This window comes from Microbacterium sp. ZW T2_14 (genome assembly GCF_044987405.1).
In the GTDB taxonomy this organism is placed as follows: Bacteria; Actinomycetota; Actinomycetes; order Actinomycetales; family Microbacteriaceae; genus Microbacterium.
The window spans coordinates 1-14,952 of record NZ_JBJDRK010000025.1 but is presented as its reverse complement, the minus strand read 5'-3'; the positions used below and the strand labels follow the sequence as shown (position 1 = coordinate 14,952).

Genomic DNA, 14,952 nt, shown 5'->3' with positions numbered 1-14,952 from the left:
AACTGATCGAGACGGGCAGACGCCACCCGCAGTGCTGTGCGAGTCGTGCACAATCGTTCGTTTTTCACAAGGGAGAACTCGTGGAGTCCATCTCCGAGGTCCATGCCGACGTTCCGGCCGACGAGCGCGCGGAAGCGCCCGAGGCTGTCGAGAACGCCGAGACCATCGAAGCCCCGGCCGAGGCCGTGGCAGACGACGCCGTGATCGAGGCCGTCGCCGAAGAGGCTGTGGCCGAAGCCATCGTGGCTGACGCCGTGGCCGACGAGGCGGTCATCGAGGCGGTCGCCGCCGAAGCCGTCGCCGAAGAGGCTGTCGCCGAGGCGATCGTCGCCGACGGTGCCGGCGATCCGGCCGCCGCTGAGGCCGCCGAGGCCGTGGCGGAAGAGGCCGTCGCCGAGGCGCTCGTCGCCGACGCTGTCGCAGAAGAGGCTGTCGCCGAAGCGGCGGTGGCCGATGCCGTGGCCGCTGAGGTCGTCGCGGAAGCGGTGGCCGAGGCACCCGCGAAGGCACCCCGCAAGCGGGCGCCGCGCCGGGCCAAGAGCTCGGATGTCCCCCCGGCCGAGCCCGTCGAGGCTCCCGCGGAGGCTCCGGTCGAGGCGGCACCCGCCGAGGCGGCACCCGCCCAGGCACAGGCCGACGTCGCAGAGGCGGAGGGCGCGCAGGCGGACGCCGCCGCCGATGCCGCGCCGACCGAGACCACCGAGGCAGCCCCCGCGACCGCCCCGAGGCGTCGCCAGGGTCGCGGCAGCGCGCAGGCGCGGTCCGCAGAGGCTGCAGAGGCTGCGACCGCTGAGGAGGCCCCCGCGGCCGAGTCGACGGATGGCGCCGAGCAGCCCGCCGAGCAGTCCGGAGAGGGCGAGAACGACGGCGCCGAGGCGTCCGGCCGCAGCCGCAGCCGCAGCCGCAGCCGCAGCCGCAACCGGAACACCCAGGGTGGTCAGAACCAGAACGCTCAGGGTGGTCAGAACCAGAACGCCCAGAACCAGGGCGGTCAGGGCGCGCAGGCGCAGAACGCCCAGGGCGGTCAGAACCACAACGCGCAGCCCGCGGCCGAGTCCAAGGGCGACACCCTCGAGGACGACCAGCAGTCGCAGGGCAACGGCCGTGGCCGCCAGCGCAACAAGCGCCGCGGCACGCAGGCGACCGGTGACGAGTTCGACACCGAGATCGGCGAGGACGACGTCCTCATCCCGATCGCCGGCATCCTTGACGTGCTCGACAACTACGCGTTCGTCCGCACCTCCGGCTACCTCCCCGGCCCGAGCGACGTCTACGTCTCCCTCGGCCAGGTCAAGAAGTACAACCTGCGCAAGGGCGACGCCGTCGTGGGCGCGATCAAGCAGCCGCGCGAGGGCGAGCAGTCCAGCCGCCAGAAGTACAACGCGCTCGTCAAGGTCGACGCGGTCAACGGCCTGTCGGTCGACGACGCCGCGACCCGCGTGGAATTCGGCAAGCTGACGCCGCTGTACCCGCAGGAGCGTCTGCGCCTCGAGACCGGTCCCGAGAAGCTGACGCAGCGCATCATCGACCTCGTCGCCCCGATCGGCAAGGGCCAGCGCGGTCTCATCGTCGCACCGCCCAAGGCGGGCAAGACCATCGTGCTGCAGCAGATCGCCAACGCGATCTCGACCAACAACCCCGAGGTCCACCTCATGGTCGTGCTGGTCGACGAGCGGCCCGAAGAGGTCACCGACATGCAGCGCACGGTCAAGGGCGAGGTCATCGCGTCGACCTTCGACCGTCCCGCCGAGGACCACACCACGGTCGCCGAGCTCGCGATCGAGCGCGCCAAGCGCCTCGTCGAACTCGGTCGCGACGTGGTCGTGCTGCTCGACTCGATCACGCGTCTGGGCCGTGCCTACAACATCTCGGCGCCCACCTCGGGCCGTGTGCTCACCGGTGGCGTCGACGCGTCGGCGCTGTACCCGCCCAAGCGCTTCTTCGGCGCTGCGCGCAACATCGAGAACGGCGGATCGCTCACGATCCTCGCCACCGCGCTCGTCGAGACCGGCTCCAAGATGGACGACGTCATCTTCGAGGAGTTCAAGGGCACCGGCAACAGCGAGCTGCGCCTGTCGCGCCAGCTCGCCGACAAGCGCATCTTCCCGGCGGTCGACGTGAACGCGTCGAGCACCCGCCGCGAGGAGATGCTGCTCTCTGCCGACGAGGTCAAGATCACGTGGAAGCTGCGTCGCGCTCTCGCGGGCCTCGACCCGCAGCAGGCGCTCGAGGTCGTGCTCGGCAAGCTCAAGGAGACGTCGTCCAACGTCGAGTTCCTCGTGCAGATGCAGAAGTCGATCCCGGCTCCGACCACCGGTCACAGCGGCGGACGCAGCCACGCGGACGACAACAGCATCCGCTGATCCCCGATGGGCGAACCCGCGATGTTCGATTCCGTGCGGGCGCTGATCGACGAGCACCGCGCGGTGCAGGAGGAGCTCTCCGACCCCGCGGTGCACGCCGATGCCGCGCGCGCCAAGCGCGTCAACCGGCGCTACGCCGAGCTGTCGCGCATCGTGAAGGCGCACGAGGACTGGCTGGCGGCATCCGATGATCTGGATGCGGCCCGCGAGCTCGCCCGTGACGACGAGGCGTTCGCCGAAGAGGTTCCTGCTCTCGAGGCACGGCTCGCCGAGACGCAGGAGCGGCTGCGCCGGCTGCTGATCCCGCGCGACCCCGACGACGCGCGCGACGTCATCATGGAGATCAAGCAGGGGGAGGGCGGCGCCGAGTCGGCGCTGTTCGCCGCCGATCTGCTGCGCATGTACCTGCAGTACGCCGCGTCGAAGGGCTGGAAGACCGAGCTCCTCGAGCGCAACGAGTCCGACCTGGGCGGCTACAAGGACGTCCAGGTCGCCATCAAGGGCTCCTCGTCCGACCCTGCGCAGGGCGTCTGGGCACACCTGAAGTATGAGGGTGGCGTGCACCGCGTGCAGCGCGTGCCGGCGACCGAGTCGCAGGGGCGGATCCACACGTCGACCACCGGGGTGCTGGTGTTCCCCGAGGTCGACGAGCCCGAAGAGATCCACATCGACCCGAACGACCTCAAGATCGACGTGTTCCGCTCGTCGGGTCCGGGCGGTCAGTCGGTCAACACGACCGACTCTGCGGTGCGCATCACGCACGTGCCGAGCGGGATCGTGGTGTCGATGCAGAACGAGAAGTCGCAGCTGCAGAACCGCGAGGCGGGCATGCGCGTGCTGCGCGCACGCCTGCTCGCCAAGCAGCAGGAGGAGCTCGACGCGGCGGCATCCGACGCCCGTCGCTCGCAGATCCGCGGCATGGACCGCTCCGAGCGCATCCGCACCTACAACTTCCCCGAGAACCGCATCGCCGACCACCGCACCGGCTACAAGGCGTACAACCTCGACCAGGTCATGGACGGCGCGCTCGAGCCGATCATCGAGTCGGCGATCGCCGCCGACGAGGAGGCGCGCCTGGCCGCCCTCGGCGGCGACGCCTGACCCGAGGTCCGACCCCGGCGAACGCGCTCGAACACGGACGGCGATCCGGGTGCAGGGATGCGGCGGGGGAGGGATGCCGCGGGGCTAGGGTGAGGGCGTGCTCACGTTCCTCATCCGCGCCCTGATCTTCCTCGTGTCGGCGGCGCTCGGCCTCATCGTCGCCGATCTGATCCTCCCGGGGTTCACCCTCCACTGGGACGACTGGTGGGGCATCCTCCTCGCGGTCGTGATCTTCGCCGTGCTGCAGAGCATCCTGGCGCCCTGGCTGCTGAAGATCACCCGGCGCCACGCCAACGCGCTCGTCGGGGGCATCGGCCTGCTCTCGACGTTCGTCGCACTTCTGATCGCGGTGCTGATTCCGGCAGCGGGCATCGGCATCAACGGCCCGGTGGCATGGATCATCGGGACGCTGATCGTCTGGCTGGTGACGGCGCTCGCGACGTGGCTGCTGCCGCCCCTGTTCATCAAGAACAAGGTGCAGGACCGTCGCAGCTGACGACTCCTCCGTCGTCCGGTGGATGGGATGATGGGCGTCATGCAGATCGGCCGTGTTCCTCTCGTCGGTCGCCAAGCGGATCTCGATGCGCTGCGCGCGGAGATCGCCGCCGTGGACCAGCACGGGCGAGCCGTCGTCGTGTCGGGCGATGCCGGGATGGGAAAGACACGCCTGCTGCGCGACTTCACGGAGTCGCTCGACGACGGCGTCATCGTGGTCCGCGGCGCGTCCGTCGACTCCGGCTCGGGTCCGGCGCCGCTGACCGCCATCACCGACCTGCTGCGTGATCTCGTCGATGCGCTGGGAGCGGATGCCGTGCGCGAGGCGGCCGGCCCCGCCGCCGACGCGCTCGGCGTGCTCGTTCCCTCGCTGGCCGAGGCGCCCGCAGATGCCGAACGGCTCGCCGAGCGGCTCGCCGACGTCGTCGTGGAGCTGTTCTCGCAGCTCGCGCGCACGCACCGTCTCGTCGTCATCATCGAAGACCTGCACTGGTCCGACAGCACCACATGCGAGATCGCCGCCCGGCTGGTGCGACGCGCTGCCGCGCTTCCGCTGTTCGTGCTGCTGTCGTATCGCACCGACGACGTCGGCCGGCGCCATCCGCTGCGTCCCGTCCTGGCCGAACTGGACCGCGCGCGGCTGCTGACGCATCGCCCTCTCGCGCGCCTCAGCCCGGCCGAGGTCGGCGCACTCGCCACGGCGGTGCACGGCGACACGCTCCCGGCCGATGTGCTCCATGACATCGCCGCCCGCAGCGACGGCATCCCCTTCTACGTCGAGGAGCTGGCGAGCTTCTCGGACGAGCGCCTGCCCGTATCGCTGCGTGATGTGCTGCTGCTGCGCTATGAGCGGCTGGATGCCGAGGCGGGGCGTTTCACGCGTGTGCTGGCGACCGGCGGGGTCGAGGTGCCCGACCCCGTGCTGCGCGCCGTCTTCGGGGGCGACGACTCCGCGCTGGAATCCGCGGTCCGCTGTGCCGTCGATGCGCAGGTCGTCGTGGTCCGAGGCGACGCCTACGCGTTCCGCCACGCCCTCATGCAGGAGGCGGTGTACGCCGAACTCCTTCCCACCGAGCGCACGCGGCTGCACACCGCCTATGCGGTGGCCTTGGAGGCCGCCGAGCCCACCACGCGCGTCCTGGCCGACATCGCCCACCACTGGCGGGCCGCCCACGTCCCCGATCGGGCGCTGTCGGCCGCCGTCGTGGCGCAGCACGCCGCGAGCGCAGCGTCGGCGTGGTCGACCGCGGCAGAGGCGGGGGAGCGGGCCATGGAGCTGTGGGACGCGGTGGCCGAACCGGAGGCGGTCAGCGGGATGGCGCGCGTCGAGGTGCTGCGACGGACCTCTGCGGCGCTCCTCGCCGCCAACCGGAACGATCGGGCACTCGCGTTCGCCCGGGAGGCCGTCGCGCTCTGGCCCGCGGAGGACGTCGTCGGGCGCGCGCAGATGCTCGGCGATCTGGCCACCATCGAATTCCAGGCCGGCGTGTCGGACGGGGTGGAGACCCTCGACCAGGCACTCGCGATCCTCGGCGACGATCCGCGGCACGACGTGCAGCGCGCCGGACTCCTGCTCAGCTCAGCCCGTGCGCACATGATGAACGGGCGCCAGGGCGTCGGCACCGAGGTCGCGGCGCGCGCCGGCGCGACCGCTCAGGCAGCCGCGGCAGCGGGAGACCAGGGGGCCGCCGAGATCCTCGTACAGGCGCTGCTCATCGCGGCGACCTGCCGGACCACCACGGGTGACGCCGGCGGTCTCGCGCTGTTCGAAGAGGCCCGAGCGCGCGCGGACGGCTTCGTCCGCGCCATGATGCGCTACTTCATCAACTACTCCAACGCCCTGATGCTGCTCGGCCGCTATGAGGACGCCGTGGCGGTGGCCCGCGAGGGGCAGGAGTACGGGCGCACCCACGTCGCGGATCTCGGCCCGCTCGTGATGATCCAGGCCAACATGATCGAGGCGCACATCTACGCCGGCCGCCTGCGCGAGGCCGAAGAGCTGGGTGGACTTCTCCCGATGATCGAGCCCGGCCTCTACTCGGCGTTCCTGCGTGAGCGGCTGGTGTGCCTGGCCATCTGGCGTGGGCGCATCGACGGCGCAGAGGCGGCTCTGGATGCCGCCCGCCGCGAACTCGACATGTTCGGCGCCTACGAGTTCCAGACCCGGTTCGGCATGGCCTACGACCTGGGAGAGCTGGCGCTCGCCCGCGGCGACGCCCACGGGGCGCTGTCGCACGCCCGCGCGGCATGGCAGACCCGCGCGGGCGGGGTGCTCGCGCTGCCGCTGACGGCTGTGGCGGCGCGTGCGGTCGCGATGCTGCGCGAGAACGGCGAGGATGCCGACATCGAGCCGTACCGCGCGGTGCTGGCGTCCTTCTCGGACTGGCCGGTCGCTCCGCTGTGGGCGTCAGTCTTCGCTGCGGAGCTCGGCGAGGCGTCGTGGGCGTCTGCGGTCGACGCCGTCGGCCCCGCCTACATCCGTGCCTATGCGCAGGTGCGGCACGGCGAGGAGCTCCTTGCCGCCGGCGAGCGCACCGCCGCGCGTGACGTCCTGGCAGCGGCCGTCGCCTACGCCGACCGGCTCGGCGCGGACGGGCTGACCGCCCGCGCCCAGCACGTGATGACGGATGCCGGCCTCACCGGCGACGCGTCGCGCTCCGTGCTCACCGCCCGGGAGGAGCAGGTGCTGGAGCTCGTCGCCGAGGGGCTGAGCAACGGTCAGATCGCGGAGCGCCTGTACATCAGCTCCAAGACGGTCTCGGTGCATGTGTCGGCGATCCTGCGCAAGCTCGATGCGCCCTCACGCACGGCCGCCGCGGCGATCCACCGCCGCACCGCTGCGTGACGCACGGCGCCTGGCGCGGCATCCGCTCTCCGCACCCGCGGTCAGATGTGGTACTCGGGCGTCGTCAGCAGGGCGCGCGTGTCGTCGCCGGTGCGGCGCGCGCGGGGCTTGGCGGGCACCCCGACCAGCACGGAGTCGGCGGGTGCGTCCTTCGTGACGACGGCGTTCGCGCCGACGACCGATCCCGCACCGATCGTGATCGGCCCGAGGATCTTCGCGCCCGCGCCGACCGCGACCCCGTCCTCGATCGTGGGGTGCCGCTTGCCGCCCTCGCGCTGGCGGCCGCCGAGCGTGACACCGTGGTAGAGCATGACGTCGTCGCCGACCTCGGCGGTCTCGCCGATCACCACGCCCATGCCGTGGTCGATGAAGAAGCGGCGGCCGATGGTGGCGCCGGGGTGGATCTCGATGCCGGTGAGCCAGCGTGTGACCTGCGACCCCGCCCGGGCGATGAACCGCACGTCGCGCGTCCAGAGCGCGTGCCACACGCGGTGGGCCCAGATGGCGTGCAGGCCGGGGTACAGCACGGCGATCTCGAGGCCGCCGCGCGCCGCGGGGTCGCGCAGCTTCGCCGCCGCGACGTCCTCGCGCACGCGCGCGAAGAATCCGATGCGCTCGTCGGTCATTTCGACTCCTCCTCGGGGTCGCGCAGGTGCGCATACAGTGCGGTCGAGAGGTAGTGCTCGCCCGAGTCGGGCACGATCACCACGATGCGCTGGCCGGCTGCCTCGGGGCGCGCCGCGATCTGCAGCGCCGCCCAGACGGCGGCGCCCGCCGACATCCCGGCGAGGATGCCCTCGCGGGTGGCGAGCTCGCGAGCGACCCGGATCGCGTCGTCGAACTCGACGTCGAAGATCTCGTCGACGACGGAGCGGTCGAGCACGTCGGGCACGAAGTTCGGGCCGATGCCCTGGATGCGGTGGCCGCCGGCGCGGCCCTCGGTGAGCACGGGGGAGTCCTTCGGCTCGACGAGGACGATCTTCGCGGCGGGGTTGCGCTCCTTGAGCACCTGACCGACCCCGGTGATGGTCCCTCCGGTGCCCGAGCCCGCGACGAACCAGTCGACGCGGCCGTCGGTGTCGCGCCAGATCTCCTCGGCCGTGGTGCTGCGGTGGATCGCGGCGTTCGCCTCGTGCTCGAACTGTCGGGCGAGGATCGCTCCCGGCGTCTCGTCGACGATGCGCTTGGCGGCGTCGACGGCTTCCGTCATGCCCTTGTACGGGTCGGTGAGGACCAGCTCGGCGCCGAAGGCCTTCAGGAGGGTGCGCCGCTCCTTCGACATGGAGGCGGGCATCGTGAGGATGACCTTGTAGCCGCGGGCCGCACCGATGAGCGCGAGCGCGATGCCGGTGTTGCCGCTGGTGGACTCGACGATCGTGCCGCCGGGCTGCAGCTCGCCGGCCGCCTCGGCGGCCTCGACGAGGGCGTAGCCCAGACGGTCCTTGACCGACGATCCGGGGTTGTAGAACTCCAGCTTGGCGAGCACCTCCGCGCCGAGGCCCTCGGTGAGGGCGTTGAGGCGCACCAGCGGGGTCTCGCCGAATGCGGTGGTGATGTCGGGATGGATGCCGGGCACGTGGTGCTCCTCGGTTCGGGGGCGCGGGAAGACGGCGACGGCGCGCCGGCGCCCGAACGGGTCGGGGACCGGCGCGCCGTCGTCAGGTGTCAATCCTCGCGCAGATCCTCGAACAGCGCGGTCGACAGGTAGCGCTCGCCGAACGACGGGATGATGACGACGATGTTCTTGCCCTCCGCCTCGGGACGGGCAGCGACCTGAAGAGCCGCCCAGATGGCGGCGCCCGACGAGATGCCGACGAGGATGCCGTCCTTCTCGCCCACCGCGCGCGCGGTGGAGATGGCGTCGGGGAACTCGACGTCGATGACCTCGTCGATCACGCTCTGGTCGAGGATCTCGGGAACGAAGTTCGGACCGATGCCCTGGATCTTGTGCGGTCCCGGCGTGCCCTTCGTGAGCAGCGGCGAGTCGGCCGGCTCGACGGCGATGACCTTGGCTCCCGGCACGCGCTCCTTGAGCACCTGCCCGACACCGGTGATCGTGCCGCCCGTGCCGATGCCGGCGACGAAGTAATCGACCTGGCCGTCGGTGTCGCGGAGGATCTCCTCGGCGGTGGTCTTGCGGTGGATCGCGGGGTTCGCCTCGTTCTCGAACTGACGCGCGAGCACCGCGCCCGGGATCTCGGCGACGAGCTCCTCCGCCTTCGCGACGGCGCCCTTCATGCCGCCGGCGGGGTCGGTCAGCACGAGCTCCGCGCCGTAGCCCTTGAGGAGCAGCCGGCGCTCGATCGACATCGAGGAGGGCATCGCGAGCACGACGCGGTAGCCGCGGGCGGCGCCGACCATCGCGAGCGCGATGCCGGTGTTGCCGCTGGTGGCCTCGACGATCGTTCCGCCGGGCTGCAGCTGGCCGGATGCCTCGGCGGCGTCGACGATGGCGATGCCGAGGCGGTCCTTCACGCTGGAGGCCGGGTTGTAGAACTCGAGCTTCGCCAGTAGTGTCCCGCCGACCCCCTCCGCGACGCGGTTCAGGCGCACGAGCGGCGTGTTGCCGAAGGCGGAGGTGATATCGGGATGGATGCCGGTCATGTCGGGGCCTTTCGCGGGTTCACGGCTGGTCGAGCAACAGCCTAGGGGGCGGGTTTTCGTGTGAGTCCTTCTGTGACGAAAGCCTGGTCGCGCCCGGGTACCCTTGCGCCCCGGCCGGGAGGCGAGCACGCGCCCCGTCGCCGTGGCGAGAGCGTCCGGTAGGCCGGGAGCACCGGAAGCCGGGCCTAAAGTGGATGCGGTCATGGCTTCTCCCGACGATTCCCCCTCCCTCTCCGACGCGCTCTCGCGCGCGACCGCGCGCCTGGCGGCCGTCGGCATCACCGACCCCGCCGTCGACGCCGAGCTGCTGGCCGCCTTCGTCCTCGACCTCGGTCGCGGGGGAGTGCAGGCCGCGGCTTTCCGGGGCGACGCGATCGCCGCGGCGGATGAGCGCCGGCTCGACGAGCTGGTCGCGCGTCGAGCCACGCGCGAGCCGCTCCAGCACATCATCGGGACCGCGCCGTTCCGCCACCTCGAGCTGCGCGTGGGGCCCGGCGTCTTCGTGCCGCGCCCGGAGACCGAGATGGTCGCGCAGCTGGCGATCGACGCGCTGCGGGCCGCGGCATCCGCTTCTCCCATCGCGGTGGATCTCGGCACCGGCAGCGGCGCGATCGCCCTCGCGATGGCGACCGAGGTGCCGCATGCGCGGGTGTTCGCCGCCGAGAACTCGGTCGACGCCTACGTCTGGACGAAGGAGAACTTCGCACATGTCGGCGCCGACAACGCGACCCTCGCGTTCATCGACCTCGCCCGCGCGTTCCCCGAGCTGGACGGGACCGTGTCGGTGGTGGCATCCAACCCGCCGTATGTTCCGGATGCCGCGATCCCGCGTGATCCGGAGGTGCGGCTGTTCGATCCTCCGGCTGCGCTCTACGGGGGAGAGGACGGCCTCGACGTCGTACGCGTGCTCAGCCGCGTGGGCCTCCGCCTGGCGCATCCCGGCGGCACCATCGTGATCGAGCACGGTGAGTGGCAGGGGGAGGCGATCCGCGGGATCCTCGCGGCCGACGGCTGGCGCGCGACGGCGACGCACCCCGACCTCACGATGCGCGACCGCGCCACGACGGCGCTGCATCCCTGAGCCCCTTCCCGTCTCGCAACGTTCGCGCGGCACGCGCAATTAGACTGTCGGGCGACATGTCCCCCATCTTCGACTGCCGTGACGAGGCGCAGCTGCTCACCGGCATGCGCCAGGCCCGCCAGGCCATCGCCCGGGGCGAGCTCGTCGTCCTGCCCACCGACACCGTCTACGGCGTGGCCGCCGACGCCTTCGACCACCAGGCCGTCGCACGCCTGCTCGCGGCGAAGGGCCGCGGGCGTCAGTCGCCGCCGCCGGTGCTGGTCGCCGGGGTCACGACGCTGCGCGCGCTCGTCGCCGAGGTTCCCGAACCGATCGAGCGCCTCATCGAGGAGTTCTGGCCGGGCGGTCTCACCATCGTGCTGCCCGCGCAGCCGTCGCTCTCGTGGGACCTCGGTGAGACGCGCGGCACGGTGGCGGTGCGCATGCCCGCTCACCGCCTCGCGCTCGAGCTCCTGGAGGAGACCGGCCCGCTCGCCGTCTCGAGCGCGAACCTCACCGGACAGCCCGCCGGCATCACCGCGGAGGATGCGCAGGGGATGCTGAAGGACAGCGTCGCCGTGTACCTCGGCGACGGGCCCTCGAAGACCGGCGTCCCGTCGACGATCATCGACGCGACGAGCCTCATCGGCGGCACGGAGCCGCAGGTGCGGGTGCTCCGGGAGGGTGCCGTGAGCCGCGCGCAGCTGCGCGACGTGCTCGGAGACCTCCTCGAGCCCGACGCCGGCTCCGAGGCCGACGCCGCCTCGGACTCCGGTGCGTGGCCCGATCCCGAGCGTTCGTCCGCTCCCGAGCCGGGGGCAGAGCCGGACGATTCCGGCGTCTCCGGGCCGTCGGACGAGACCGGTGACGGCGGGGGGACGGATGCCGCACCCGAACCGGCCCCCGCGCCCGAGGCGCCGGAGCCGGGCCGCTCGTGAAGCAGTACGTCTTCACGATCCTCCTCACGGCGGCGGTCACCTTCGTCCTCTCGTGGGCGGTGTGGCGCGTCAGCCTCCGATACAAGCTGTATCCCGGCATCCGCGAGCGGGATGTCCACAAGACGCCGACACCCCGCCTCGGCGGCATCGCGATGTTCCTCGGCGTGCTGGCGGCGTTCGCGGTGTCGTCGCAGCATCCGTACTTCGCCATCGTGTGGGCGCATCCCCAGCAGATGTACGCCCTGCTGGGAGCCACGGCGCTCATCGTGGTCGTCGGTGTGCTCGACGATCTCTGGGACCTCGACTGGATGATCAAGCTCGGCGCGCAGTTCCTCGCCGCAGGGGTGATCGCGTGGTTCGGCCAGCTGCAGATCTACACGCTGCCGCTCGGCGGCATGACGATCTTCTCCAGCTGGGCGAGCTTCACGCTCACCGTGTTCTCGATCGTCGTCGTGATGAACGCCGTGAACTTCATCGACGGGCTCGACGGCCTCGTCGCGGGCGTGTGCCTGATCGCCAACGTGGTGTTCTTCGCATACTCCTACATGGTCTTCCGCGACATCGGCTCGAGCACCTACTTCACGCTGTCGTCCCTCATCGCGGCGGTGCTCATCGGCGCGTGCATCGGCTTCCTGCCGCTCAACTGGAGTCCGGCCCGACTGTTCATGGGCGACTCCGGCGCGCTCATGCTGGGGCTGCTGATGGCCTGCTCGGCGATCTCGATCACCGGCAACTTCGACCCCGCGATGATCGCCGACAACGACGCCTTCGGCCGGTCGCAGCTGCTCGGTGCGTTCATCCCCATCCTGCTGCCGGTCGTGGTGGTCCTGCTGCCGTTGCTGGACTTCGGGCTGGCCGTCGTGCGGCGGATGAGCCGGGGCAAGTCCCCGTTCTCGCCCGATCGCAAACATCTTCATCACCGCATGCTCGACATGGGGCACACCGACCGCGACGCCGTCCTCATCTTCTACGCATGGACGGCGCTCGTGAGCCTCTCGGTGCTGCTGATGTACATCGGCACCACGCTGGAGTGGCCGGGGGACTACCTCTTCGGCGTGCTGTACGGCGTGGTCGGCATCGCCGCCTGCCTCGTCGTCACCTTCCTGCCCTCGTACCGCCGCGCCGCCCGCGCGACGGCCGCCCGCGCGACGGTCGCGCCGGCATCACCCCACCCGCAGCCTGATCCTGCGCCCGCACCGGAGGACGCCCGATGAGCTCCAGTCCCGTATCCAGCACCCCGATCCTGCGTACCGTCCTGGTGTGGTCCGGGACGGTGACCGCGGTGCTCGCGGTCGTCGGCGCCGTCGTGGGCTTCCTCGTCGCCGGCACGACCGGCCTCTGGAGCGCGCTCGCGGGCGTGCTCGTCGCGGCGGTCTTCCTCGGCATCACCGGCGCGAGCATCCTGATCGCCAACCGGTGGTACGGCAATGAGCTCTACGTGCCGATCTTCTTCGGGATCGTGATGGGCGGCTGGATCCTGAAGTTCGTGGTGTTCATCGCCATCCTCTTCATCCTGCGCGGACAGCCCTGGATCGAGCCCGCCGTCTTCTTCGTCGCGCTCGTCGTGAGCGTGCTCGCCTCGCTCGCGATCGACGTCGTGGTGATGCTGCGGATGCGCGTGCCGCACGTGAGCGATGTGGAGCTGCCGACCGACCCCGATGCCGGTGACCGGACCGACGGGCACCCCGAGACCCGCTGACCCGGCGCCCGCGCGGATTCAGCGACCTCACAAGTTTGATAGGCTGAACGAGCGCCCGCCCACTCGCTCTGCGAGGACTTGCGGAGTGACGCTCATCGACCATCGTCGCAACGGTTTTACACCGGTGCCCCGAAGCTGGAGCCAGCGCTGTTTACTCATGCTGCGACCCTGATCGCCCCCATTGCCGCGGACGCTCCGCCCGAGTTCCACGGCCCCTCGATTGACGAGTTCTTCCCGGAGATCCTCTTCAGCCTGGCAGGCGTTCCGATCACTCGGATCCACCTGATCCAGTTCCTCGCGACGATCGCCGTGGTCGTGATCTTCTGGCTCGGCACCCGCCGCATGCGCGTGGTCCCCGGCCGGTTCCAGAGCCTCGTCGAGATGGGCCTGGACTTCGTCCGCGTCAACATCGGCGAAGACCTGCTCGGCAAGAAGGACGCCCAGCGCTTCCTTCCGATCCTCACGACGATGTTCTTCATGATCCTGTTCATGAACATCACGGGCATCATCCCGTTCTTGAACATCGCCGGAACGAGCATCATCGCCGTGCCGCTGACGCTCGCGATCGTGAGCTACGTCACGTTCATCTATGCCGGCATCAAGAAGAGCCCGAAGAACTTCTTCAAGAACTCGCTCTTCCCGTCGGGCGTGCCGTGGCCGATCTACATCATCGTGACGCCGATCGAGCTGATCTCGACGTTCATCATCCGGCCCGTCACGCTGACGCTGCGACTCCTGATGAACATGATGGTCGGTCACCTCCTCCTGGTGCTCTTCTTCGCCGCGACGCAGTTCTTCATCATCGAGATGGGGGGCTGGTGGACGGTGCTCGGCGCCGGCAGCCTCGCGTTCGGCTTCATCTTCACTCTGTTCGAGATCCTGGTGGCCGTCCTCCAGGCCTACGTCTTCGCCCTTCTCACCGCGGTCTACATCCAGCTCGCGGTCGCCGAAGAGCACTGATACGGGACGGCCGGAAGGCCGCCCACAACCGAAAGGAAAAACCCCCGTGGACGCAACTACGGTTCTCGCCGAGGTCACCGGCTCCATCGCCACCGTCGGCTACGGTCTCGCAGCGATCGGCCCGGCCATCGGCGTGGGCATCGTCGTCGGCAAGACCATCGAGGGTGTCGCACGTCAGCCCGAACTGGCCGGCCGCCTGCAGGTGCTCATGTGGATCGGTATCGCCTTCACCGAGGCGCTCGCCTTCATCGGCATCGCGACCGGCTTCATCTTCGGCTACGCGTGATCCAGGCGACCTCCACTAACGACCTCTACTAAGGAGACAGGATGCTGAACGCTCTTGTCGCGTACGCCGCGGAGGAGCACGCGGACCCCAACCCGCTGCTCCCCGCCTGGTACGACATCATCTGGTCGTCGGTGTGCTTCATCGTCATCCTCGTCATCTTCTGGAAGGTCGCCCTTCCCCGGATGAAGAAGCTGCTCGACGAGCGCTCCGCAGCGATCGAAGGCAACATCGCGAAGGCCGACGAGGCCCAGCGCAAGGCCGAGGCGGCGCTCGAGGAGTACACCGCGCAGCTCGCCGAGGCTCGCCAGGAGGCCGGTGAGATCCGCGATGCCGCCCGTGAGGACGGCAAGAAGATCGTCGCCGAGGCGAGGGAGACCGCTGCCGCGGAAGCCACGCGTCTGACGACGACCGCACACTCGCAGATCGAAGCCGAGCGCCAGACCGCGCTCGTGTCGCTGCGCAGCGAGGTGGGCTCGCTCGCCCTCGACCTCGCCGGCGGTGTGATCGGTGAGACGCTGTCCGACGACAAGAAGGCTCAGGCCGTCGTCGACCGTTTCCTCGCGGAGCTCGAAGAGTCCGAAGGGGCGAAGGCGTAATGGGC

13 protein-coding genes and 1 pseudogene are annotated in these 14,952 nt (G+C 70.4%); 11 read left to right on the top strand and 3 right to left on the bottom strand.

Annotated features, from left to right (window positions below):
- The first annotated feature begins 80 nt into the window (after window positions 1-80).
- The 4 genes from rho to ACI3KY_RS10125 all read left to right on the top strand — a co-directional run bounded on the left by rho (window position 81) and on the right by ACI3KY_RS10125 (window position 6,804).
- Window positions 81-2,363 (top strand): transcription termination factor Rho, encoded by a 2,283-nt coding sequence (rho, locus tag ACI3KY_RS10140; RefSeq protein WP_404930047.1) that lies wholly within the window; start codon window positions 81-83, stop codon window positions 2,361-2,363.
- 21 nt (window positions 2,364-2,384) lie between these two features.
- Complete coding sequence (gene prfA, locus ACI3KY_RS10135; RefSeq protein ID WP_404930090.1) at window positions 2,385-3,464, top strand: peptide chain release factor 1; 1,080 nt, start codon at window positions 2,385-2,387, stop codon at window positions 3,462-3,464.
- Window positions 3,465-3,561: 97 nt separating this feature from the next.
- Window positions 3,562-3,960: a hypothetical protein gene (locus tag ACI3KY_RS10130; RefSeq protein WP_404930046.1), complete on the top strand. Its 399-nt coding sequence runs from the start codon at window positions 3,562-3,564 to the stop codon at window positions 3,958-3,960.
- Between the two features lie 39 nt (window positions 3,961-3,999).
- On the top strand, window positions 4,000-6,804 hold the full coding sequence (locus tag ACI3KY_RS10125) for an AAA family ATPase (RefSeq protein ID WP_404930045.1): 2,805 nt from the start codon (window positions 4,000-4,002) through the stop codon (window positions 6,802-6,804).
- A 41-nt stretch (window positions 6,805-6,845) separates the two neighbouring features.
- Here the strand turns inward: ACI3KY_RS10125 and epsC are convergent, their stop codons facing one another.
- The 3 genes from epsC to cysK (ACI3KY_RS10110) all read right to left on the bottom strand — a co-directional run bounded on the left by epsC (window position 6,846) and on the right by cysK (ACI3KY_RS10110) (window position 9,408).
- Window positions 6,846-7,430 carry a serine O-acetyltransferase EpsC gene (epsC, locus tag ACI3KY_RS10120; RefSeq protein WP_404930044.1) on the bottom strand — a complete coding sequence of 195 codons (585 nt, stop codon included), beginning with the start codon at window positions 7,428-7,430 and terminating at the stop codon, window positions 6,846-6,848.
- Complete coding sequence (gene cysK, locus ACI3KY_RS10115) at window positions 7,427-8,380, bottom strand: cysteine synthase A (RefSeq protein ID WP_404930089.1); 954 nt, start codon at window positions 8,378-8,380, stop codon at window positions 7,427-7,429. The genes epsC and cysK (ACI3KY_RS10115) overlap by 4 nt, the downstream gene beginning before the upstream one ends.
- 89 nt (window positions 8,381-8,469) lie before the next feature.
- The gene (gene cysK, locus ACI3KY_RS10110; RefSeq protein WP_404930043.1) at window positions 8,470-9,408 is read right to left on the bottom strand and encodes a cysteine synthase A; all 939 of its coding nucleotides are present in this window, start codon (window positions 9,406-9,408) and stop codon (window positions 8,470-8,472) included.
- A 202-nt stretch (window positions 9,409-9,610) separates the two neighbouring features.
- Between cysK (ACI3KY_RS10110) and prmC the strand changes: the two genes are divergently transcribed.
- The 7 genes and pseudogenes from prmC to ACI3KY_RS10075 all read left to right on the top strand — a co-directional run bounded on the left by prmC (window position 9,611) and on the right by ACI3KY_RS10075 (window position 14,947).
- Complete coding sequence (gene prmC, locus ACI3KY_RS10105) at window positions 9,611-10,489, top strand: peptide chain release factor N(5)-glutamine methyltransferase (protein WP_404930042.1); 879 nt, start codon at window positions 9,611-9,613, stop codon at window positions 10,487-10,489.
- A 56-nt stretch (window positions 10,490-10,545) separates the two neighbouring features.
- A pseudogene (locus tag ACI3KY_RS10100) lies at window positions 10,546-11,229 on the top strand (L-threonylcarbamoyladenylate synthase); the annotation flags it as partial.
- A 173-nt stretch (window positions 11,230-11,402) separates the two neighbouring features.
- Window positions 11,403-12,620, top strand: a complete 1,218-nt coding sequence (locus ACI3KY_RS10095; RefSeq protein WP_404930041.1) for an MraY family glycosyltransferase — start codon at window positions 11,403-11,405, stop codon at window positions 12,618-12,620.
- The gene (locus ACI3KY_RS10090; RefSeq protein WP_404930040.1) at window positions 12,617-13,105 is read left to right on the top strand and encodes a hypothetical protein; all 489 of its coding nucleotides are present in this window, start codon (window positions 12,617-12,619) and stop codon (window positions 13,103-13,105) included. The genes ACI3KY_RS10095 and ACI3KY_RS10090 overlap by 4 nt, the downstream gene beginning before the upstream one ends.
- A 168-nt stretch (window positions 13,106-13,273) precedes the next feature.
- Window positions 13,274-14,065, top strand: a complete 792-nt coding sequence (atpB, locus tag ACI3KY_RS10085) for a F0F1 ATP synthase subunit A (protein WP_404930088.1) — start codon at window positions 13,274-13,276, stop codon at window positions 14,063-14,065.
- A 46-nt stretch (window positions 14,066-14,111) separates the two neighbouring features.
- Window positions 14,112-14,351, top strand: a complete 240-nt coding sequence (atpE, locus tag ACI3KY_RS10080; protein ID WP_056121278.1) for an ATP synthase F0 subunit C — start codon at window positions 14,112-14,114, stop codon at window positions 14,349-14,351.
- Between the two features lie 41 nt (window positions 14,352-14,392).
- Window positions 14,393-14,947 carry a F0F1 ATP synthase subunit B gene (locus ACI3KY_RS10075; RefSeq protein ID WP_404930039.1) on the top strand — a complete coding sequence of 185 codons (555 nt, stop codon included), beginning with the start codon at window positions 14,393-14,395 and terminating at the stop codon, window positions 14,945-14,947.
- The last annotated feature ends 5 nt before the right edge of the window (window positions 14,948-14,952 follow it).